At 63.2% G+C, this 20,576-nt stretch carries 16 protein-coding genes and 2 pseudogenes; 8 read left to right on the top strand and 10 right to left on the bottom strand.

Annotation, left to right across the window (positions count from 1 at the left end; genetic code table 11):
* From BLR05_RS24380 to BLR05_RS24355, 6 genes and pseudogenes are all read right to left on the bottom strand, one after another.
* Positions 1-278 (bottom strand): annotated as a pseudogene (locus BLR05_RS24380) (transposase); the annotation flags it as partial.
* 64 nt (positions 279-342) lie between these two features.
* Positions 343-750 carry a hypothetical protein gene (locus BLR05_RS24375; protein ID WP_143016009.1) on the bottom strand — a complete coding sequence of 136 codons (408 nt, stop codon included), beginning with the start codon at positions 748-750 and terminating at the stop codon, positions 343-345.
* Positions 740-1,582, bottom strand: a complete 843-nt coding sequence (locus tag BLR05_RS24370) for a TnsA endonuclease N-terminal domain-containing protein (protein WP_092840116.1) — start codon at positions 1,580-1,582, stop codon at positions 740-742. The genes BLR05_RS24375 and BLR05_RS24370 overlap by 11 nt, the downstream gene beginning before the upstream one ends.
* Before the next feature lie 266 nt (positions 1,583-1,848).
* Positions 1,849-4,404, bottom strand: a complete 2,556-nt coding sequence (locus tag BLR05_RS24365; protein ID WP_092840113.1) for a flavodoxin domain-containing protein — start codon at positions 4,402-4,404, stop codon at positions 1,849-1,851.
* 138 nt (positions 4,405-4,542) lie between these two features.
* Positions 4,543-4,707, bottom strand: coding sequence for a rubredoxin (locus BLR05_RS24360; RefSeq protein ID WP_092840111.1), 165 nt, complete (start codon positions 4,705-4,707; stop codon positions 4,543-4,545).
* Positions 4,704-5,759, bottom strand: coding sequence for a Rieske 2Fe-2S domain-containing protein (locus BLR05_RS24355; RefSeq protein ID WP_092840108.1), 1,056 nt, complete (start codon positions 5,757-5,759; stop codon positions 4,704-4,706). Before BLR05_RS24355 ends, BLR05_RS24360 begins: the two co-directional genes overlap by 4 nt.
* A 122-nt stretch (positions 5,760-5,881) precedes the next feature.
* Here BLR05_RS24355 and BLR05_RS24350 point away from each other — a divergent pair, with 122 nt between their 5' ends.
* The 5 genes and pseudogenes from BLR05_RS24350 to BLR05_RS24330 all read left to right on the top strand — a co-directional run bounded on the left by BLR05_RS24350 (position 5,882) and on the right by BLR05_RS24330 (position 14,356).
* Complete coding sequence (locus tag BLR05_RS24350) at positions 5,882-6,781, top strand: LysR family transcriptional regulator (RefSeq protein ID WP_092840105.1); 900 nt, start codon at positions 5,882-5,884, stop codon at positions 6,779-6,781.
* 357 nt (positions 6,782-7,138) lie between these two features.
* Positions 7,139-11,881 carry a molybdopterin-dependent oxidoreductase gene (locus BLR05_RS24345; protein WP_092840102.1) on the top strand — a complete coding sequence of 1,581 codons (4,743 nt, stop codon included), beginning with the start codon at positions 7,139-7,141 and terminating at the stop codon, positions 11,879-11,881.
* Positions 11,862-12,265, top strand: a pseudogene (locus BLR05_RS27690) (nitrate reductase associated protein). Before BLR05_RS24345 ends, BLR05_RS27690 begins: the two are co-directional and overlap by 20 nt.
* Positions 12,266-12,301: 36 nt before the next feature.
* Positions 12,302-12,826, top strand: a complete 525-nt coding sequence (locus BLR05_RS24335; RefSeq protein WP_092840096.1) for a molybdopterin-dependent oxidoreductase — start codon at positions 12,302-12,304, stop codon at positions 12,824-12,826.
* Positions 12,827-12,889: 63 nt separating this feature from the next.
* Positions 12,890-14,356: a hypothetical protein gene (locus BLR05_RS24330; RefSeq protein ID WP_143016008.1), complete on the top strand. Its 1,467-nt coding sequence runs from the start codon at positions 12,890-12,892 to the stop codon at positions 14,354-14,356.
* A 143-nt stretch (positions 14,357-14,499) separates the two neighbouring features.
* On the opposite strand, the gene msrA is transcribed toward BLR05_RS24330, so the two are convergent.
* Genes msrA through msrB form a run of 3 tightly spaced genes read right to left on the bottom strand, consistent with a single transcriptional unit; the run spans position 14,500 to position 17,610 of the window.
* A complete protein-coding gene (gene msrA / locus BLR05_RS24325) occupies positions 14,500-15,246 on the bottom strand; it encodes a peptide-methionine (S)-S-oxide reductase MsrA (protein WP_092840091.1) in 747 nt (248 codons plus the stop codon).
* A 5-nt stretch (positions 15,247-15,251) separates the two neighbouring features.
* Positions 15,252-17,084, bottom strand: a complete 1,833-nt coding sequence (locus tag BLR05_RS24320) for a cytochrome c biogenesis protein DipZ (protein ID WP_092840088.1) — start codon at positions 17,082-17,084, stop codon at positions 15,252-15,254.
* A gap of 28 nt (positions 17,085-17,112) precedes the next feature.
* The gene (msrB, locus tag BLR05_RS24315; RefSeq protein ID WP_092840085.1) at positions 17,113-17,610 is read right to left on the bottom strand and encodes a peptide-methionine (R)-S-oxide reductase MsrB; all 498 of its coding nucleotides are present in this window, start codon (positions 17,608-17,610) and stop codon (positions 17,113-17,115) included.
* 168 nt (positions 17,611-17,778) lie between these two features.
* Here msrB and BLR05_RS24310 point away from each other — a divergent pair, with 168 nt between their 5' ends.
* A complete protein-coding gene (locus tag BLR05_RS24310) occupies positions 17,779-18,495 on the top strand; it encodes a response regulator transcription factor (protein WP_092840082.1) in 717 nt (238 codons plus the stop codon).
* Positions 18,492-19,976, top strand: coding sequence for a sensor histidine kinase (locus tag BLR05_RS24305; protein WP_092840079.1), 1,485 nt, complete (start codon positions 18,492-18,494; stop codon positions 19,974-19,976). The genes BLR05_RS24310 and BLR05_RS24305 overlap by 4 nt, the downstream gene beginning before the upstream one ends.
* Positions 19,977-20,038: 62 nt before the next feature.
* On the opposite strand, the gene BLR05_RS27555 is transcribed toward BLR05_RS24305, so the two are convergent.
* On the bottom strand, positions 20,039-20,167 hold the full coding sequence (locus tag BLR05_RS27555; protein ID WP_279616040.1) for a hypothetical protein: 129 nt from the start codon (positions 20,165-20,167) through the stop codon (positions 20,039-20,041).
* Positions 20,168-20,274: 107 nt separating this feature from the next.
* Between BLR05_RS27555 and BLR05_RS24300 the strand changes: the two genes are divergently transcribed.
* Positions 20,275-20,576 (top strand): transposase (locus tag BLR05_RS24300; RefSeq protein ID WP_167361313.1); only part of this gene is annotated, 302 nt, incomplete at its 3' end.

Below are 20,576 nucleotides of genomic sequence, written 5' to 3'. Positions count from 1 at the left end.
GGCCTGCGGGGTCAGCGCTTTACCCCGAAGCCCACCTTCAACGCTTCGATGTGCAGGTGGGCCTCAGCCAGCAGCTTCTTGAGCTTGGCGTTCTCGCCCTCGATCTCGCGTAGTCGTGTGGCCTCACTGGCTTGCATGCCGCCGAACTTGGCGCGCCACTTGTAGAAGGTCGCGTCGCTGAAGCCGCCCAGGCGGCACAGTTCCTTGACCGGCATGCCGCCTTCAGCCTGCTTGAGGAACCCGATGATCTGCTCGTCGGTGAATCTGCTCTTCTTCATGTCCGTTCTTCCTCTGAAAACGGACTCTACTAACCTTCTATTGGTACGCCCTATGGGGAGCAGGTCAGTGCGACCCTGTCTCGGATGCGCGCAGATGCACCAGATGGGTGAACATGGTCCTGCCCAGGTTCTTTTCCGACTTGAAGCTTTCAACGAGCGGGGCAATGATCCGCCAAGCTCCATCGGTTGGATCCGGCTCACCCTCCGCCAGTTGGGGCAGCAGATCGTCTGGAAGTGCGAGGCGTCCCCACACGCCGCCTTTTTCTTCGAGGTCTGCGAGGTCATCCAGCGTGAATGCCACGGGGCGACGTGCATAGCGCGCGCCCGCTTCATCAGTGACCCACATGCCGAAGAAGGTCCCGGCAAACTGATGTGTCAGGCGCAGATATCGCTGCGGTTCGTCCGGACCGACGGGAGCCTTGAGCGCGTGGGGCACTTGGCGTGCGACCGCCGGATATGGTTCAAACCTCATCGTTGCGAAGCACCAGGGGCAGGTTGAGCGCGACCTCGTGATTCAAGGATATGTTGATATCGCCTGCCCACGCACCGTACCTGAAAGCATCTTCCGCCTGCTCCGATTTCAGCCTCAGCCGCTGCGCGGCCCTCTTCAGCAGAATGCTCAAAGGAACGTTTCGTTCATACACATGCATGAAGTGGTCGCGCACCATTTTTCCCAGCACTGGTTCGGGCTGCCAGCCGTGCGCACGCCACCGGCGGAGGAATCTGAGTGTTGACAGGGTCACTTGGGGATCGGGCAGGGTGCTCAAGTCGACCAATTCCCATTGGATCCCTTGTTCCTCGCACCACTGGTGCTCAATGCTGAGCTTGGCGGACGTCACGGCGTCCAATTCAATGTCGGGCGGCTTGATGCTTGCAGCGCGCAGAACGTGCTGGTCCTCGACGTGTTCCGTCACCAGAAAGTCGATGGTGTAGGGCTCGGGGTACCTTCCAACACGCTTGTGCGGTATGCCGAACTCGGCGGCGAGTTGCTGGGTTCGAGCCAGGTCAAAGATCGGAAACTGCTCTCTGAGGTCAACGACACTCTGCTTGCGTTCGAGGAGATAGAAGTACAGCGTCTCGAAGTCTGAAAGCAGTTCGTACTGCCTGCCGTTCCTGATGCTGTTGGGCGTATCGCAGTTGCCCATCGAGCGGATCTCACGCGTCGTGTACCAGGGCAGATAGCTTGGTCCGGCCCCGCATCCCCGCCCGCGTGCGATCTTTCGGCGCAAAAATGCCGGATATTGGGCTGGGTCTGGCTGCCATTCCATTGCAGCAGTGTGCTCGGAATGCCAGAAAATGTCCATGACTACCTGAGGATAGTCACTTTGAGCAAACCACTGATGTAAAAAATGACCGTATCTTTAGTCATTCTATGGCATGCTTATCCGTGTGTTGTGCAGATCTTCCCTAATAGATATTTGCTCGGATGCGTCATGTATTCATGAATATAACGGTTGACAGTTGGGTGCGAATCGCGTGGTAGTGCGACCACCTGTGGTTACTGCCGGCCGCATCTCTCGGTCGCCGTAGCACGCATCCTCGATTGAATCGGAGTGAGGTGATCTCCTGCTCAATAAACGTCCTTCAGGTATCGCCCGTCGCGTCGCAACTGCGCCCAGTATTCGGCTGCCGTATCCGCATCGAAATCGCCGTGGCGCTGCGCGATCTGCAGCAGCGCTTCATCGACACCACGCGCCAGGCGCTGCAGGCTGCCACAGACGTAGACTGCGGCGCCTTCTTGAAGCCAGTTCCAAACCTCGGCGCCGTATTCCACCAGCCGGCTCTGGACATAGACCGGTTCGGCCTGATCGCGTGAGAAGGCGGTTTCCAATCTGGCAAGCTGTCCCTTCCTTCGCATGTCCTCGAACTCGTCGCGAAAGTGGAAATCCGAGTTTTCATGCCGTTCCCCGAAGAACAGCCAGTTCCTGCCGGTGGCGCCTCGCGCGCGGCGCTCGTGCAGGAAGCCGCGGAAAGGTGCCAGCCCGCTACCGGCACCGATCATGATGATCGGGGTGTCGTCGGTTGACGGCAGCCTGAAGCGGGGATTGGCCTGCACCGAGACGCGCAACGTGTCGGTCGGCGTTGCGCTGGCAAGGTAGCTGCTGCACAGCCCGCCTTCGGTGGCATGGCACGTCACCAGCAGGTGGACAAGCGTCGGATCGGCGCTGGGACTCGATGCAATCGAATAGCGGCGTGGTTGCAGCGGCCGGATGCGCCCGACGAAAGCCTGGGCACCTTCTCCTGCCGTTGCTTCTTTCAATGCCTGGGCGCCCCACCGGCGGATGTCGAGGTGGTCCGTCAGTGCTTCGCGCAGTGTCATGTCCCGCCCACCCACTTCCACGACACAGCCGCCGTCCAGGTGCGCTGTCGCCAGCAGCGTGTCAACTTCTGCCTTGGCGTTGTGTGGCATGACCCGCAACAGGTCCCCCGCTTCGTAGCGCAGGCCCGTCTGCGCGAGATCAATCACGCAGTGCGACAGGAAGCGCTCGTGAGCGGGACTGCCAAGGCGCTGGACGCTCAGCAGGCGCGCGTTGACGAAGGTCGGGGCGGTCCGATTGGTGGCAGACGAAGGCGCTCTCGCAGGTGCAGGATCAGATGTGGCCGACTCGACGGCTGGCATGCGCGTGAGTTGTGACGGCGTACTGGCCGCCAGCACCGCCTGCATCCATTGCGTGATCGCTTCCCGTTCTCCATGCTCCACATCGGCCCTGAGTGCCAGGGGCTGTGCACCCAGGTCGCGCAGGCGGTTGTCCAGGCGCCGGCCGTGGGCGCAGAAGCTGTCGAACGAGCGGTCACCGACGCTCAAGACGGCGTAGCGCAACCCATCCAGGCGCGGCATCGTTTCAGTGGAAAGGCCCGCCCAGAAGCCGCTGCCGTTGTCGGGCGGGTCTCCGTCGCCGAAGGTGCTGCTGACCAGCACCGCCAACGGAGCGCGTGATAGGCGTTCGGGTGCCCATTCATCCATGGCGAAGCACCGGGTCGTCTTGCCTTGCCCCTCCAGGCGCTTGGCCAGCTCCAGCGCCATGGCTTGTGCCTGGCCGGTCTGTGACGCCCACAAGACTGGAATGGCATGTTCATGGCCATCTTCCGGATCGATGGCGCTCGGTTGTTGCAGCGTTCCGGCCGAAGGAGGCAACTCCTTCGGGGTTCCACCGGCTTCTGCCCCGAACAGATGCTGGATCGCGTGTCTCCAGGCAAGGCCGATCTCGTCACCCCGCGCATGGGCCTGTGCCGCAGTGCACAGCGGCACATCCGGCGTGGGCAGCAGTTCGGCCATCGACAGGTCTTCCCCGATCACGCGGGTCTCGAAGTCGATCATCTCGGCCAGTTGCGGCTCGCTGGCCCAGTTGTAGGCCAGCAACTTGTAGATACGGGTCGTGTGCGCGTCTTCCGGCTGAGCGATCAGCGCAATCATGTCCAAACGGTCGGTGCCTGGAAACTCCGCGACCAGGCGACATTGGTAGGGTAAGGTGCAGTGGTAGTGGCCCACACGTGGCATCAGCGGGCCACTGCCGTTGGAAAACAGGGTCTGATGGTGCAGCACGATCTCGGCATCGCTGCGGTCCACGCGGTAAACGCTGATCGGGTCTGGCGACGCCAGGCCGAAGGTCTTGCCGTGCAGGTAATAGAAGTGCGTCACGTCCAGGAAGTTGTCGACGATTTGCGCTGCCGACGCAGTTGTTCTCAAGGGTGGCATCAGCCCGGCCCGGAAGCCGTCCTGCGTCCATTCTGGAATCTCGATCAAAGGTGCCTTGGGCGGCTTCGGTGCGAGCCAGACCAGGCCATAGCGTTCCTGCAGACCCGCCGGCGTCCGGGCCGCAGCATTGCGTGGTGGCGTCAATGGCCCCATCGCTGGAATGCCGACACAGCGGCCATCGGAGCCGAAGCGCCAGCCGTGGTACGGGCATTCGAGCGCACCGTTGACGACACATCCGGCCGAAAGGGGCGCATTGCGATGCGGGCAGACATCGCGCAGTGCGATCAGGCCGTCGGCGGTGCGGACGAGAGCCCACGCCTCGCCGAGCAACTTGACCTGCAGCGGTTGCTCGGCGACTTCTGACGAAAGGGCCACCGGATGCCAGGCATGGGCGAGCTCGGGGGTCAGGTTGTTCAGCGTGGTGATCATGGCGATGCTGTATCAGTGGGGGGCAGGCGGGTCGGGCAAGGCTCCGCCCAGAACGCTTCAAACGTGCGCTTGCAAGAAAGAGAATGCGTCCCGTTACTTGGGCTGCAGGTTGCTGTCAGGGGTCAGACGGCACGGGTGTCAGATTTCCACCATGTCGAAGTCGGCCTTGCCGACGCCGCATTCGGGGCAGAGCCAGTCGTCAGGCACGGCCGTCCAAGGCGTGCCCGGGACAATGCCGTGCTCGGGGCTGCCTTCGGCCTCTTCGTAGATGAATCCGCAGATCAGGCAGACGTAGGTCTTCATGCCGGCACCGCACGCTTGAAGCTCAGCCCCATCTCTTTAAGCCGACGCCGGTAGGCGACGGATGAACGGTCCGCCGCGAAATGCGCCTCTGCCTGTGGATCAAGGGGAAGGTCTTGCGGCCACTGGCTCTCCACGATGTCCTGATCTTCTGCGAAAACCTGGGCATTGAAGGCGTAGACGTCTTCGACCGGCCCCGTGGTGTCGAAATTGCGTGTGATGGGCACGAACAGACGTGTGCTCGTGGCCGTCATCGGGCTGGCGGCGTTCAGAATGTTCAGCAGGCCGTCGTTGGGGAAGTGCACCGTCAGCCGGGCCGTGAACGGCGGGTAGATCTCGTAGACGCGCCGCCACTGGAATCCCTCGGGCGCCAGATGCTGCATGCCCTTGGGGAAGTTGCTGACGGTGCTGACGTAGTCGCTGCGGATACCGGTGTCGGTCAATGTGGTTTCGTAGGTCGGTACGACCGGGTTGTCCGGGTCTGCGAAGGCTTCATGGTGCACGAAGGCGAAATGCGCCACATCGACGAAGCCCTCGACCTGCCGGCCCGCCGAGCCCTGGATGTCCACATACGGCGGTAGCACTTGCTGGTGTTCGTCTGCGCTCCACGTGGGCATGGGCGGAATGGCGGCATCGCTCTGCGGCTCGGGCGTCAGGCACGTCCACAGCAGACCATACCGCTCGACTGCCGGGAGTGACCGGAGCCTGAAGCGCTCGGATGGCACCAGCGAGGGGTGCGCCGGGATGCGGGTGCAGGATCCCTCGCCGTTGAAGGTCAGGCCATGGTAGGCACACACCAGGTGGTCATTCTTCACGCAGCCCTTGCTCAAGGGCACGCCGCGGTGCGGACACCGATCGAGTGCCACGGACAGGCCTGCGCTGGTGCGGTACGCCACCAGCTTGACGTCCAGCAGTTGCACCTGCACCGGTTGGTCGGCGATGTCGATGCAGCGCGCGACCGGATACCAATGGCGGGCCAGGATGGCCCAGTCCTGGGGGGTGAAGGTGCTGGTTTCTGGCTGCGTGATCGCAGGGGCGGCGGGCTTGATGGGCATGGCTATTTGCTCGTGAGGATGTAGGGATGCAGGCAGTCTAGGAATGTCTTGCGTTGCATCAAAGAAGAGAATTCGCACATACTCATTGCGTTAAACGCATCAGGTAAAGAGAGGTTGCTTCCATGTGGGTGTTCTCCAGGTTCGTGCGCTATTTCGACGAAGCTGCCCGGCAGGGCTCCATGCGCAAGGCCGGCGACACACTGCACGTCGCCTCGTCCTCGGTCGACAGGCAGATCCTCAAGATCGAGGAAGAGATCGGCGTACCGCTGTTCGAGCGCCAGCCACAGGGACTCAAGCTCACCTCAGCGGGGGAGTTGGTCCTGCACTCGCTGCGCAAGTGGCAGAACGAAATGCATTCCCTTCAGTCGCGCATCGAGGACCTCAAGGGACTCAAGCGGGGCAACGTGGTGCTGGCGACGATCGAGGGGGCTGCCTCGGAGTTCGTGGCCAGCGCTGCCATGGACTTCCATCAGAGCTATCCGGCCGTGACCTTTGAACTGCAGGTCTACGGCGCGCACCGCGTGACCGATGCGGTACTGTCCGGCGACGTGGATTTCGGCTTGACCATCAATCCGAGACTCACGCCAGGGCTGGCTGTCATGGGGCAGAAGAACTTCCGCGTCGGTGCGGTGGTGGCGCCGGACCACCCCCTCGCAATCAAGGAACAGGTCCGGCTATCGGACTGCCTGCCCTACAAAGTGGTGGTGGCCGAGGCCTCGCTGGACCTGCGTCTGATCGTCAACCAGATCCTGGCACGCGCATCGGCCAGGCCCGAGCTGATTGCATCCTCGAACAGCATCATGCTGATGAAGGAGTTGGTGATGCGCGGCATGGGCGTGGGCCTGATGACGGAGATGGACGCGGACAAGGAGGTCCGTGCAGGCCAGATGGTTTACGTGCCGCTGGCCGACCGCCCGATTCCGCCCTCGATCCTCAGCCTGTGCGTGAACTCGGAGCGGCAACTCTCGTTGCCGGCGACCACGCTGCTGCAGGTCGTGAAGGGACGTCTTGAAGGGTTGTGACTGCCGGCCACATCCCGGCGCATCTGCACCGAACAGGCACGCTTGCGTGATTGATTGCCGCATGGTGGTGCGGCAGGTACAGACTCTTCAGATCAGTACCGCTATATCCACTCGAATGCATCGTTGGCACAAGTCTTGCACTGTTGATTCCATGATCTAGGTAGATCCTCGAGCCGCGCCCGATGGAGGGCGTGATTCGGGCAGGACAACGGCGTCCGCACATCACTTCACCGCTGCAGCGCGGTCGTCAGGATGTGCGGACGCTTTTTTTTGCGCATTCAACAGGGTGTTGTTTTGGCCATGGCAGGAATTCCTGATCGGCTGACGGCGACTGTCCAAGACGAAGGGACGCACGCGATGACCTCGACTTCGGTGAAAACCGTCTGTCCCTATTGCGGGGTGGGCTGCGGCATGGCGTTGGATGTGCAGGGCGGCAAGGTCATCAAGGTCTCCGGGCTCAAGAACCACCCGACCAACTTCGGGCGGCTGTGCACCAAGGGCTCCACCAGCGCGCAGGCCCTACGGGAGTCCGGCCGGATGGAAGCTGCTTTTGCCCGCAGCGACCGCCAGCGCGACCCCGTGCAGATTCGCATGGACGAGGCCATCGCCCAGACCGCCCGGCGCCTGAAGGCCATCCTGGATGCGCACGGCCCCGACGCCATCTCGTTCTACGTTTCGGGCCAGATGTCGCTGGAAGCGCAGTACCTGGTCAACAAGCTGTGCAAGGGCTACGTCGGCACCAACCAGATCGAGTCGAACTCGCGGCTGTGCATGGCCAGTGCCGGCAGCGGCTACAAGCTGTCGCTGGGCTCGGACGGGCCGCCGGGGTCGTACCAGGACTTCGACCAGGCCGACGTGTTCTTGGTCATCGGCGCCAACATGGCCGACTGCCATCCCATCCTCTTCCTGCGCATGATGGACCGCGTCAAGGCCGGAGCGAAGCTGATCGTGGTGGACCCACGCCGCAACACCACGGCGGAGAAGGCCCACCTGTTCATGCAGATCAAGCCGGGCACCGACCTCGCGCTGCTCAACGGCCTGATGCACTTGCTGCACGCCAACGGCCACACCGATGCTGACTTCATTGCGCAGCACACCGAGGGCTGGGAGGCCATGCCCGCTTTCCTGGCCGAGTACACACCCGAGAAAGTCAGCGCCATCACTGGCATCCCCGAGGCCGACATTCGCGCGTCCGCCCGGATGATCGGCGAGGCCAAGGCCTGGATGAGCTGCTGGACCATGGGGCTGAACCAGAGCACCCACGGCACCTGGAACACCAACGCCATCTGCAACCTGCACCTGGCCACCGGCGCCATCTGCAAGCCCGGCAGCGGGCCGTTCTCCCTGACGGGCCAGCCCAATGCCATGGGCGGGCGCGAGATGGGCTACATGGGCCCAGGTCTTCCGGGCCAACGCGCGGTCCTTGTCGAGGCGGAACGCCACTTCGTGGAGGACGCCTGGGGGGTTCCGCGCGGCACGCTGCACACGCGGCTGGTCGGTGGCACGGTGGCGATGTTCGAGCGGATGATGGCTGGCGACATCAAGGCCTGCTGGATCATCTGCACCAACCCGGTGGCCACGGTGGCCAACCGCAAGAACGTGATCGCGGGACTGCAAAAGGCCGAACTGGTGATCACCCAGGACGCCTTCCTCGACACCGAGACCAACCGCTATGCCGACATCCTGCTGCCCGGCGCGCTGTGGGCCGAGGCCGAGGGCGTGATGATCAACTCCGAGCGCAACCTCACGCTCATGCAGAAGGCCATCGACCCGCCCGGCCAGGCGCTGCCGGACTGGCAGATCATCGCCCGCGTCGCCTGCGAAATGGGCTTCGCGGAAGCGTTCACCTACGCCAGTGCCGAAGAGGTTTTCGAAGAGATCAAGCGCTTCTGGAACCCCAAGACCGGCTACGACATCCGCGGTGCGACGTACGGCCGTTTGCGCGAGACGCCGTTGCAATGGCCCTGCTCGCCGGACGACAACGCAGACCGCCACCCTATCCGCTACCTCAACGATGGCGTCAGCCAGAAGCTGAAGGTCCAGGACGACGGCACCCGTCCCGCCATCGCCTTCGCCACCGCCAGCGGCAAGGGCGTGTTCTTCCCGCGTCCCCACGGCGATCCGGCGGAGATGCCGGACACCGACTTCCCCTTCGTGCTGAACACCGGCCGCCTGCAGCACCAGTGGCACACGATGACGAAGACGGGCAAGATTCCCACGCTGGTCAAGCTCAACCCGGGGCCCTTCGTCGAAATCCACCCGGAAGACGCGGCCACGCTGGGCATCCGCGACAAGGACTGCGTCGAGATCCGGTCCCGGCGTGGCGTCGCGATGCTCCCCGCCGTCGTCACCGACCGCGTGCGTGCCGGCAATTGCTTCGCGCCCTTCCACTGGAACGACGTGTATGGCGAGAACCTTGCCATCAACGCCGTCACCAGCGACGCCATCGATCCGCTGTCGCAGCAACCCGAATTCAAGTTCAGCGCCGTGGCGCTGGCCCGCCTGGCGCCGGAGCCGTCGCACACGCTCGACGCCGAAACCACCGCACCTGTAAGCGGGTCCACGCCCCAGGGCACCGTGTCGGCGATGGCGGACATGCTGGGCGAGGCCACCGACCCCGCCGACCTCTACGCAAGGGAGCACCACATCATGCAAATCAATGCGCTCGCCCGGCTGCTGGGCATCGAAGCCGCCCCCATTCCGGCCCTGGAGCCGCAGGAACAGCTGTACCTGCAGGGCTTCCTCACGGGCCTGCACAGCGAAGAGGCGCGAAAGATGGGGGGCGTGCCGTCGCTGCCGCTGACGGCGCCTCTGGCACCGGCCAAGCGCGCCTTGGTCGACGGCATCCTGGCGGGGCTTTTCTCGCGCACCTGGTTGCCGTCGGGGGCGCCAGTGGCCCAGGGTCTGGCTGCGGGCGACACCCCGGCGCCCACGTTGCCCGCTTCCGGCACCGCAGCCGAGCCGGCTGTGGTCACCGTGCTGTGGGCCTCGCAGACTGGCAACGCGGAAAGCTTTGCGGCCGAATGTGTCGAGCGCCTCAAGCAACAGGGTTGCCTGGTCACGCTGGCCTGCATGGATGCCTGCAAGCTCGACGACATCCCGCCTCGAAGCCACCTGCTGCTAATCGCCAGCACCTTCGGCGATGGTGATCCGCCGGACAGTGGCGCGACGTTCTGGCAAGCGCTGCAAGGCGATGCCGCGGCGCGACTCAAGGACGTCCGCTACACCGTCCTGGCCTTTGGAGATTCCAGCTACGACCAGTTCTGTGGCTTCGGCCGCAAGCTCGATGCGCATCTGGAAGCGCTGGGTGCGAAGCGCATCGCCGCACGGGTCGATTGCGAGCCGGAGTACCAGGACGCGGCCAAGGCATGGCTGGCTGCGGTGTGCCAGGCACTGTCCGCACCCGCGCCATCTGCTGCGCCAGTGACCGATGCAGTGAAGACGCTCACGCTGTTGTGGGCCTCCCAGACCGGCAATGCCGAAGGCTATGCGAGCGAGTGTGCCAAGCAACTCGAAAGCGACGGCTGGCGGGTGCATCTGCAGGGCATGGACGCCTGCAAGCTGGAACAGCTTCCGGCCGGTGCTCCCTTGCTCCTGGTAGTCAGCACGTTTGGCGATGGAGACCCACCTGACAACGGCGCTTCGTTCTGGCAGGCGTTGCAGTCCGATGCTGCAGCCCACTGGAATTCTCATCCGTTCGCGGTGCTCGCCTTTGGAGATTCCAGCTACGACCAGTTCTGCGGTTTCGGCCGCAAGCTTGATGAGCGCCTGGCTGCGCTCGGTGGCTCCCGGCTGGTCGAGCGTACCGATTGCGAACCCGACGACCAAGCCAGCGCATCGGCATGGCTGACCAGGCTGCGTGCGGCGCTGAAATCTCTTTCCCCCGCCGCTCAGGCCGCGCCCGCATCGCCGGTTCTGGCGATGGTGGGCGACGACGACGCCGTCGTGCTCGACGCACCGCCGCAGATCGTGAAGCCGGCCGCGTTCAGCAAGCAGAGTCCGCTGCGCACCCGGCTGGTCGTGAACCGCGTGCTCAACACCGAAGGCGCCGGTAAGGAAACCCGCCAGTTCGTCTTCGATCTCAAGGCGTCTGGCCTGAGCTACGAGGCGGGCGATGCGCTGGGCGTATGGCCGACGAACTGCCCGGAGCTGGTGGCCGACATGCTGACGGCCCTGAAGCTGCCCGCGTCGGCGCCCGTGTCGGTCAAGGATCTGGGTGACATGCCCATCACGGAGGCGCTGCTGCGCCACCAGGACATCGCGAAGATCACCACCGACATGTTGGGCTTCATCCGCGAACGCTCTGGCAGCCAGGTGCTGGGCGACCTTCTCCAACCCGAACGAGCGCAAGACCTCAAGCAATGGCTGTGGGGACGCCAGATCGTGGATCTTCTGGAGGAGTTCCCGGTCCAGGTCACGGCGCAGGAGTGGATCGCCGCGCTCAAGCGATTGCAGCCGAGGCTGTACTCGATCTCTTCCAGCCCCAAGGCACAGATCGATGAAGTCCACCTGACGGTATCGACGGTGCGCTACGACTACAACGGAAAGCCCCGGCGCGGCGTCTGCTCGACATTCCTGGCCGACCGGGCGACAGACATCGCGGTGCCCATATTCGTTCAGAAGTCCGCGCACTTCCGCCCGCCTGCGGGCAAGGACACGCCCATGATCATGGTGGGGCCGGGTACCGGCGTGGCGCCGTTCCGCGGCTTCCTGCACGAACGCCGCGCGCGTGGCGACACGGGCCGCAACTGGCTGTTCTTTGGTGAGCAGCATGCCGAGACCGACTTCTACTACCGCGATGAACTGCAGGCCATGCACCAGGATGGCTTGTTGAGCCAGCTCAGTCTGGCCTTCTCGCGTGACCAGGAGAGGAAAATTTACGTTCAGGACCGCATGCTTGAACAAGGGGCCGAGCTGTGGGCCTGGCTGCAGGACGGTGCGCACTTCTGCGTCTGCGGCGACGCCAGCCGCATGGCCAAGGACGTGGATGCCGCGCTCAGGCAGGTGGTGCAGGTGCATGGTGGTCTGAGCGCCGAGGCCGCCACCGATTACGTGGCCCAGATGTCGAAGGAGAAGCGCTATGTCCGCGACGTCTATTGATGAAGGAGTGGTCTTCTTCGCGTTCGAGTCGGACTTCGTTGCGACCCTGCTTTGCGTTCCGATGATCGTGCGCTTCAAGCTCGATCTGTGTGGGGTGAAGCTGTCCCTGAAAGGCTGGAGCCGGTTCGACCACGACACGCGCTTCCGGTGCGCGCACCTTCCCATGACCAACGCGCAGAGATCGATCGCTACCGAGAGTTTCTCTGCCAGGCCATCGCGCAGGTCGGGCTGGAGGTGGTGTTGCTCCCCCCGGAACCTACCCCTGCTTGGAGCTCGCGGGACCGGGTGCCGGAGGTCGTCCTGGAGAAAGGAGCGGAACTGGGGTTGCGCCGCTATTGCCTCGCAATGCGGCGCCGGCTAAGCTCTTGTAACAAACCGATTTGACGACCATGCAAATGGTCCTGACGCGGAGGAAAGAGCATGGATTCGAACCGCCGCTTGCTGCTGCACGGCTTGACCTGCGTGTCCGCCGTAGTCGGCGCGAGCCTGATTGGGCAGCGCGCAGCGGCGGCGCCCGTTCCGTCACGGGCCGTTTCGGTGGCTGGTGCCGTGGCGTCGCCCGCCGTCTATGCCGCGAAGGATCTCGGTCAATTTCCCGCGCAGCCCATGGATTTCAAGGCGCCTGATGGCAGCGTTCGCAGGTACACCGGTGCCTTGCTGCGAGACGTGCTCACAGCCTCCAAGCCGCTGGAGTCGGATCACAACGCGCTTCGGCAGAGCTACGTCCTCGCGAGAGGGACGGATGGCTACTTCGCGCTCTTCAGCTGGGCTGAGCTCTACATCACTTCAATCGGGGACAGGGCGATGCTTGTGTACCTGCGTGACGGCATGCCGCTGGCAGACGATGAAGGCGCGATCGCCCTGGTCTCGCCAAGCGATAGCCGACCCGGACCACGCTACGTGAAGTGGCTTGCATCGGTGGAATTTCGCCGCGCAATAGCGTAGAGACATATGGCGTGGCTCAGTTGACGGCCCGACATGCATGCCTTTCCGATGGAGTATCCGACCATGAACGTGTCTCGCTCAGCCCTTATCCTTCTGGCAGGCATCGGCATGGCCGTTGGCCCCGTTGCTTCGCAACCGGCGGTGCCTGCTGGAAATGTGGGCTTCGCAAGCTCCCTGCTGGATCGGCCTGACAAGTGGTCGGGAGACCTGTTCAAGGCTAGCTACGCATTCCCAACGAACTCGAGCGACATGTCGGCGCAGCCTTGGCTGACGCTCGATCCGCGCAAGCCGCAGGAGCGGGAGGCCTACTATGCAGCCGTGCTGGCCTATGGGCTGACTGCGTTCACAGGTGACATTTCCGACGGCTGCAAAGAGGTGGCCAACGGCTGGTACCACGCACCTTGGATGACACTCTCGTTCGGCAACGGCCCCGACGATGTTGCCAAAGGGAACATCGGCGCAGGTCGCGAGCCGATCTGTGGACTGACACAAGAGCGTCCTGCCCCCAAAGGCTACCTGCATGCATCCCAGACTCGCGATGACGTGCAGAGTTGGGCAGTGGGCATGTTCAACCAGCCCGGTGGCCATGTGCTGGGTCGGATCTGGCGCAACCGGTCGGTCGCAGACCTGTCTGACATGCGCTATCCCGAGGGCACCTTCATCATCAAATTCCTGTTCACAGAAGCATCGGAAGCTGAGGTGCCGTACCTCAAGGGCGCTCCGATGTGGAGTGCCAACATCTACACGTCCTTCGGTGCGGCGAGCCGGGAGACCAAGCCCATGCGGCTGCTGCAGGTCGATTTTGCGATCCGTGACAAGCGCATGGATGCCCAGACCGGCTGGGTCTTCGGGACATTCATGTATGCGAACGTCGATGCATCGACGTCCCCGCATTGGACGAAGAATCTCCTGCCAGTCGGTGTGATGTGGGGCAACGATCCCGGTGAAACGATGCCTGCCGCATTCAAGGAGCAGGCTCTGGATCCACAGATTACCAAGCTCAGAGACCAAGGTCTGCTTTTCGATCTGAAAAGGCGGCGCGAGTTTGGCTGGAAGGACCGGGTCAATGGGCCGATCGACAATCCCGCATCCTCCTGCCTCTCGTGCCATGGGACAGGCCAAGTACACAAGCAGGAGAACATCAAGCAGTTCATCACGCCCTCGGCGCGGCCTGCCACGGATGCCAACAAGATGCTCTGGTTCCGCAACATCAAGGCAGGTGATCCATTCGTGTTCACGCAGGACGAACTCAAAGTCTTGGATCAGCGCGCGCCCTCGGATGTGCGGGCCGACTGGACGCTGGGACGAATGGCCGATTTCGTGTCGACGGATTACTCGCTGCAAGTGCGCATGGGCATCGAGACTTCCCGGGCATATGCCAATCAGCAAGCAATTGCCGCCGTGAACCAACTCAAGCTCCAAGCGCCCAAGACCTTTGCCAAGAAGCTCACCGGGCTGGATGAACTCAGTGCGGGCTACAAGCGCGAATCCCGTCGCGTGGAGCGAGCTGGCACGAAGGTTTCTCCATAACGGCGCTCAGGTCGTGCCTGCCGCGTGTAGTGGGAACACTGGAACATCTGATCGCTTGAGCAACGCAGATTGGTACCCTAACGCTCTTCGATGTGGCGCCTTGAACCGTGACCAGACAGCTCCCGCGAGGCGCGACCACGGGCTCAACTACCTTGACGTGGTCGCTTCACCAACACAGGTTCGCTTCGGTACCGATCGGCGAACAGCTGCTTCAGGCTCTCCACCTTGGGCAAGTCATTGGCGACGATGTAGGGGTTGCGCGGGTTCTCTGTCATGTAGTCCTGGTGGTACATCTCTGCCGGGAAGAAGCTGGGCTTGTCGGCCAGTTGCGTCACGATGGGCTTGCCGAAGAGCTTGGTGGCGTCAAGCTGGGCGATGTAGCCCTTGGCCACCTTGAGCTGATCCGGGCTCGTCGCGAAGATGGCCGAGCGGTACTGCGTGCCGACATCCGGGCCCTGGCGATTCAGCTGTGTCGGATCGTGCGCAACGGAAAAGAATATCTGCAGTAGCGTGCCGTAGCTGACCTGTGCCGGGTCGTACGTGATCTCGACGGATTCCGCATGGCCGGTGTTGCCCCGGCTGACAAGTTCATACGCCGCAGTCGGCGCGGTGCCGCCGCTGTAGCCCGACACCGCGCGCTGTACGCCCTTGACATGCTGGAAAACGCCTTGCACGCCCCAAAAGCAGCCGCCGGTAAATATCGCGCGTTGCGGCGCCTGCGCGCCTGCCTGAAGGTCCTGGGCAGGGGCGGGGATGCGGACCGCTTCCTCCGCAGAAAAGGCCGTCTTCTGCCAGAGCAGCGCCCCGCCCGGCAACATGACGCCGAGCGCCAATGTCTGGAGTACGGTGCGCCGATGTGAGACCAGCCGTGGTGCAGTGTGCGTGTTCATTGGGGTTATCCGAAAGTGAAGGCATAGGCGGAAACGCCGGGGTCCAGAAACTCGATGCTGAACGTCCGCTCGGTGATGTCGCCCGGCTGGCGTACCAGTTGGTAGAGGCGTTGGTCGGTGACGGTGCCGCTGCCATCGGCTGCCACGTCCATGCCGTGGGCCTTGCCAGGCGCCTTGCCGTCGATACTGACCTTGAACCGCACGGGCTTGCCGTCAGAACCGGGGCCCAGCACGAGATGCAGATCGCGGGCCTGGAAGCGGTACACGATGCGCCCCGAAGGCTCCGAGAGGGTGGCACTTTCTCGACCTACCATCCAACGACCTGACAAACCCCAGGCGTTGAGCGTGGGCCGGGTGGGGCCGATGTACGCCGTCACCTTGTCATGCACCGCCCTCGGGGTGGATGCGAAGTTCTCTGCGCGCCCATAACCCAGGTACGTTTCGGGTGAACGTACCTCTTCCATGTTGGCTGCCAGCTGGACTCCGCTGGCATCCACCTCGGTCAGACCCATGGCTGTCTTCGATGCACCCGCTTCTTTCAAAAGCTGCTGGATGACCCTCTCAGACTCGGCGTAGTTGCCTTCCCCAAAGTGGTGGTGGCGGATACGGCCGGTGGCATCGATGAAATAGTGCGCTGGCCAATACCGGTTCTTGAAGACGCGCCAGATGGCGTACTGGTTGTCCACAGCCACAGGGTAGGTGATGCCCAGATCCTTCATGGCCTTGGTGACGTTTCGTACATCGCGCTCGAAGGCGAATTCCGGTGCGTGCACGCCAACCACCACCAAGCCTTGGTCTCGGTACTTCTCTGCCCAGGCCTTCACATAGGGCAAGGTACGCAGGCAGTTGATGCAGGAGTATGTCCAGAAATCGACCAGCACCACTTTGCCTCGGAGGTCCTCCTTCGTCAGCGGTGCCGAGTTGAGCCATTCGGTCGCGCCATCCAGCGACGGCGCCTGGCCTTCGTCGGGCAGTGCGGATGGCCCACTCTCAGGGCCGGCCATGCGCATGGCCCCCCCGGCAGCCATCATGGCCGCACCTTGGGTTGGCGCCATGGCTGGCCCCTGCATCATCATGGCACTGTTCCCGCGCATTGCCATCGCTTCGCCGTCCTGTGGCTTGTTCAGGCGCTCAACCAGCTTTTGCTCGATATTGCCGGTCGAGGCAGTGGAGAGTTGTGCGAGCACGCCGGTGTCCAACCCCAGAGCGATGGCGGCGACACCTGCCAGCATGGCTGCACCCAGACCGCGCCGCACCCATTCCCCGGCCCCCAGTAGGCGTTTGAGTGCGGCGAACACTCTGCCGCCGAGCAGGAGTGCTGCTGCCATGGAGGTCGCAGCGCCTGCTGCATAGGCCAGCAGTAGCAGCGTCGAAGTGGTATTGGCACCCTGCAGGGCCGCACCGGTCAGGATCAGGCCGAGGATCGGTCCGGCGCAAGGTGCCCACAGCAGGCCTGTCGCAACCCCCAGCAGGACGGAGGATCCGATGCGCGGTGCACCGTCGCTCTGCGCAGACTCGGACAAGCGCGCACCCACCGCGACCAACGGGCGGGTCAGCCGCTCGGAAAGATGCGGGAGCAGCAAGGTCAGCGCGAAAACAGCCACCAGTGCCAAGGCCAGCCAGCGGCCGTACTGGTTGGCGGCGACCACCCATCCACCGCCCACCGCAGCAAGCGAGGCGACGACAGCGAAGGTGAGCGCCATCCCTGCCAGCAGCGGCAATCCGCTGCGCATGAACGGCTGGCTCGCACGGGAGAACACGAAGGGGAGCACGGGAAGGATGCAGGGGCTGACGATGGTCAGCACACCCCCCAGGTAAGCGAGGATGATCAGCAACATGGCTTGGTCTTTCAGGCGGCTGGGTTGCTCAGGCCGCCTTGGGTGTGAAGGCCAAGGACAACCCATTCATGCAGTAACGCAGGCCCGTGGGTTTCGGCCCATCGTCGAAGACATGGCCCAGGTGCCCGCCACAGCGGCGGCAATGCGCTTCGGTACGAACCATGCCGTAGCTTCGGTCCTTGCGGGTAGCCACGGCGTTGTCCAGCGGCTTCCAGAAACTCGGCCAGCCGGTACCGCTTTCAAACTTGGTCTCGGACGAGAACAACGGCAGCGCACAGCCGGCGCAGGCAAAGGTGCCTGCGCGATGCTCTTTGTTGAGTGGGCTGCTGTCCGGACGCTCTGTGCCCTCCTGGCGCAGCACCGCATACTGCTGTGGGCTGAGCCGTGCCCGCCACTGTGCATCGGTGAGGCTCACCTCGAAGGTCTCCGACGCTGCTGCGGCCGTGGCGCGGAGGTGGAACAGGCCAGGCGTCATTGCGACAGCGGAGGCGGCTGCATTCAGAAGGAGATGGCGTCTGGTGGTCATGGCTCGGCTTTCTGGATTCGATGCATGCCAGCTTACGAAGGTGAACTCCCCGAGTCCTCACGCAAAGTTAAAGGATTCGTGATAACTCCCGCCCGTGGATTGCGCACAATGTGAAATCGCGTCGCAGCCGACGACCGCCCTGCCATGACTTTGAAGAACTGACTATCCATGTCCATTGCCCGCCGCATCCTGCTGGTCGAGGACGACGCCCACATCGCCGACCTGCTGGCACTTCACCTTCGGGACGAAGGGCTGGACGTCGTGCATTGCGCTCGCGGTGACGATGGACTGGCGCAATTGGAGCGTGGTGGCTGGGATGCGCTGGTGCTGGATCTGATGTTGCCCGGTGTCGATGGGCTGGAAATCTGCCGCCGGGCGCGAGCCATGACGCGCTACACGCCGATCATCATCATCAGTGCCCGCTCCAGCGAGGTTCACCGAATCCTGGGGTTGGAAATCGGGGCGGACGACTATCTGGCCAAGCCGTTTTCCGTTTTGGAACTGGTGGCGCGGGTGAAGGCGCTGCTGCGCCGTGTGGACGCCCTGGCTCAGAACATGCGCATGGAGTCGGGCAGTTTGTTGACCGATGGTTTGGCGATGGACCCGGTGACGAGAGACGCCAAGCTAAACGGCACCCGTCTGGATCTGACACCGCGCGAGTTCGATCTGCTGTACTTCTTTGCCCGGCAGCCTGGCAAGGTGTTCTCGCGCATGGATTTGCTCAATGCCGTCTGGGGCTATCAACATGAAGGCTACGAGCATACGGTCAATACCCACATCAGCCGGCTGCGCTCCAAGGTGGAAGCCAATCCCACACAACCCTTGCGCATCCTCACAGTCTGGGGGCGTGGCTATAAATTTGCAGAAGCCGGAGTGGAGGGATGAGGCTGACGTTGACGCAGCGGCTGGCCATCGTCTTTGCCGTGCTCCTCATGCTGTGCAGCGGTACTTCCGCCTGGCTGCAGATTCGTTCCAATCGGATGCATGAACTCGAGGTCGTGCAGGCACTTTCTCGGGACGTCGCTGAAAGCATCGCCCGGGACACCAAACTCACTGATGCCAACGGCCTGATGCCAGGTGCAGTTCGCAACCTATTCAGCCAACTGATGATGGTGAACCCGAGTGTGGAGGTCTATCTGTTGGAGCCGGACGGTCGCATTGCCGGCCATGCTGCACCCGAAGGCCGTCTGCGCCGAGATCGCGTGGATCTCGATCCGGTTCGCCGGTTTCTTGATGGGCGGATGCTGCCCATCCTGGGCGATGACCCGAGAAGCACCGATGGCCGCAAGGTATTCAGTGCTGCCCCCGTGAGCGTGGATGGCCGACAGGTCGGGTTCATCTACGTCGTGCTGCTGGGAGAAGCTCACGACCTGCTTGCAGCCCGGGGATCGGCGGATGCGGTGTTGAAGACGGCTCTCCTATCCATCGGCATGGTCGGGCTGCTTTGTCTCGCGGCGGGTTTGGTGGCTTTTACCTTGATCACACGGCCGCTGCGGCGACTGACCGACTCTGTCCGGCAGTTCGACATGAATGGAGCCCCTCCAGCGTTTCCGGCCCGCCCGGCCGCGACCACCGAGAACAGCCGTGACGAGATCGCGGTGCTGGACGCCGCCTATCGGCAAATGGTCGAGCGCATCGGCGAACAGTGGAAAGCCCTGACGCGCCAGGACCAAGAACGCCGCGAACTGATTGCGAACATCTCTCACGATCTGCGCACGCCGTTGTCATCCCTGCATGGCTATCTGGAAACGCTCCTGCTCAAGGATGCCGTATTGGAGCCGCCGGAGCGAAAGCGCTACCTGGGCATCGCGCTTGACCAGAGCCGCAAGGTGGGCGCCCTGGCACAAAGTCTGTTCGAGCTGGCGCGGCTGGAGTACGGGTTTGTCCAGCCCGAGCCCGAACCGTTCTCGATGACCGACCTCGTGCAGGACGTATTCCAGAAGTTCGAGTTGCGGGCCGAGGCCAAGCGCATCGCCATGGCTGCGGTGTTTCCGCCGGCCCTGCCGATAGCGCAGGCGGACCTGGGCATGATCGAGCGGGTGCTGGGCAACCTGCTGGACAACGCTTTGCGATACACGCCGGAAGATGGGCGCATCGAAGTCGGGATCTCGCCCTCTGGGGACGGTCTGGACGTGACGGTCAGCGACACAGGGCCGGGCATTGCCGAGGAGCTGCGCGAAGGATTGTTCCAGCGCCCCTTCACCGTGGGCGGTGCGCGCCGCGGCGGCGGCCTCGGCCTGCGCATCGTCCATAGCATGCTGGCGCTGCACGATCGGCGCATCAGCTTGCGCGATGCGCCGGGATGGGGGGCGAGTTTCAGTTTTTCGGTGCCTGCCGCGACGGGGCATCCAAAGGCTGCTCTGTAGGCAGTGGAGCTGCGACCACGAGGCGTAGCGAGCCGACCAGGCTCGGCTGTCAACGGCAAGCTTCAGAGTTTGGCGCCGGCGGTGACCGCGGGTGCATCGCTCAATGTCTGCATGAAGTTGCGGCCGACGTCCAAGTCAACCAGTTGAGCGTAGCCGTTGCCGAGGCTCTTGACGCCACCGGTTTCCAGCACGCCGTACTTGACTTGGAAGACCTTGTTGCACGGGCTCTGCAGGTTGATGCCGTCATCGTCTTCTCTTAGAGCCTGTTTACGATCTTTTTAGAGCCGACAATTGCTTGGTGAAAAGAAAGCCCTACCCAAGCGACATAAGCAGAGAGAAGTTCGCCGAGATCGAGCCCTTGTTGCGCAGCGTTCGGCGCAGTACCAAGCCCATAGAGCTGGATCTCTACGAGGTGTTCTGCGCGGTGCTCTACCTACTGCGCACAGGCTGTCAGTGGAGGTTTCTTCCGCCGGAGTTTCCCAAGTGGCAGAACGTGTATGCGTACTGGCGCAAGTGGAGCGAGCCTGACCTGCACGGGATAAGCGTGCTGGAGCAGGCCCTCAAAAAATCAGGTTGGCGCGGCCCGCGAGAGACTGGGGC

This window comes from Paracidovorax cattleyae (assembly GCF_900104515.1).
Classification (GTDB): Bacteria; Pseudomonadota; Gammaproteobacteria; order Burkholderiales; family Burkholderiaceae_C; genus Paracidovorax; species Paracidovorax cattleyae.
The sequence above is the reverse complement of the archived record's forward strand: the minus strand, read 5'-3'. Positions and strand labels throughout refer to the sequence as shown.

What these genes read in the sequence shown, in the direction of transcription:
- BLR05_RS24330 (WP_143016008.1), top strand. Translation starts at nt 12,890, where the DNA reads ATGAACGTGTCTCGCTCAGCCCTTATCCTTCTGGCAGGCATCGGCATG.
- msrA (WP_092840091.1), bottom strand. Translation starts at nt 15,246, where the DNA reads ATGAACACGCACACTGCACCACGGCTGGTCTCACATCGGCGCACCGTA.
- BLR05_RS24370 (WP_092840116.1), bottom strand. Translation starts at nt 1,582, where the DNA reads ATGGACATTTTCTGGCATTCCGAGCACACTGCTGCAATGGAATGGCAG.
- BLR05_RS24375 (WP_143016009.1), bottom strand. Translation starts at nt 750, where the DNA reads ATGAGGTTTGAACCATATCCGGCGGTCGCACGCCAAGTGCCCCACGCG.
- BLR05_RS24360 (WP_092840111.1), bottom strand. Translation starts at nt 4,707, where the DNA reads ATGAAGACCTACGTCTGCCTGATCTGCGGATTCATCTACGAAGAGGCC.
- msrB (WP_092840085.1), bottom strand. Translation starts at nt 17,610, where the DNA reads ATGACCACCAGACGCCATCTCCTTCTGAATGCAGCCGCCTCCGCTGTC.
- BLR05_RS24345 (WP_092840102.1), top strand. Translation starts at nt 7,139, where the DNA reads ATGACCTCGACTTCGGTGAAAACCGTCTGTCCCTATTGCGGGGTGGGC.
- BLR05_RS24310 (WP_092840082.1), top strand. Translation starts at nt 17,779, where the DNA reads ATGTCCATTGCCCGCCGCATCCTGCTGGTCGAGGACGACGCCCACATC.
- BLR05_RS24350 (WP_092840105.1), top strand. Translation starts at nt 5,882, where the DNA reads ATGTGGGTGTTCTCCAGGTTCGTGCGCTATTTCGACGAAGCTGCCCGG.
- BLR05_RS24320 (WP_092840088.1), bottom strand. Translation starts at nt 17,084, where the DNA reads ATGTTGCTGATCATCCTCGCTTACCTGGGGGGTGTGCTGACCATCGTC.
- BLR05_RS24365 (WP_092840113.1), bottom strand. Translation starts at nt 4,404, where the DNA reads ATGATCACCACGCTGAACAACCTGACCCCCGAGCTCGCCCATGCCTGG.
- BLR05_RS24305 (WP_092840079.1), top strand. Translation starts at nt 18,492, where the DNA reads ATGAGGCTGACGTTGACGCAGCGGCTGGCCATCGTCTTTGCCGTGCTC.
- BLR05_RS24355 (WP_092840108.1), bottom strand. Translation starts at nt 5,759, where the DNA reads ATGCCCATCAAGCCCGCCGCCCCTGCGATCACGCAGCCAGAAACCAGC.
- BLR05_RS24335 (WP_092840096.1), top strand. Translation starts at nt 12,302, where the DNA reads ATGGATTCGAACCGCCGCTTGCTGCTGCACGGCTTGACCTGCGTGTCC.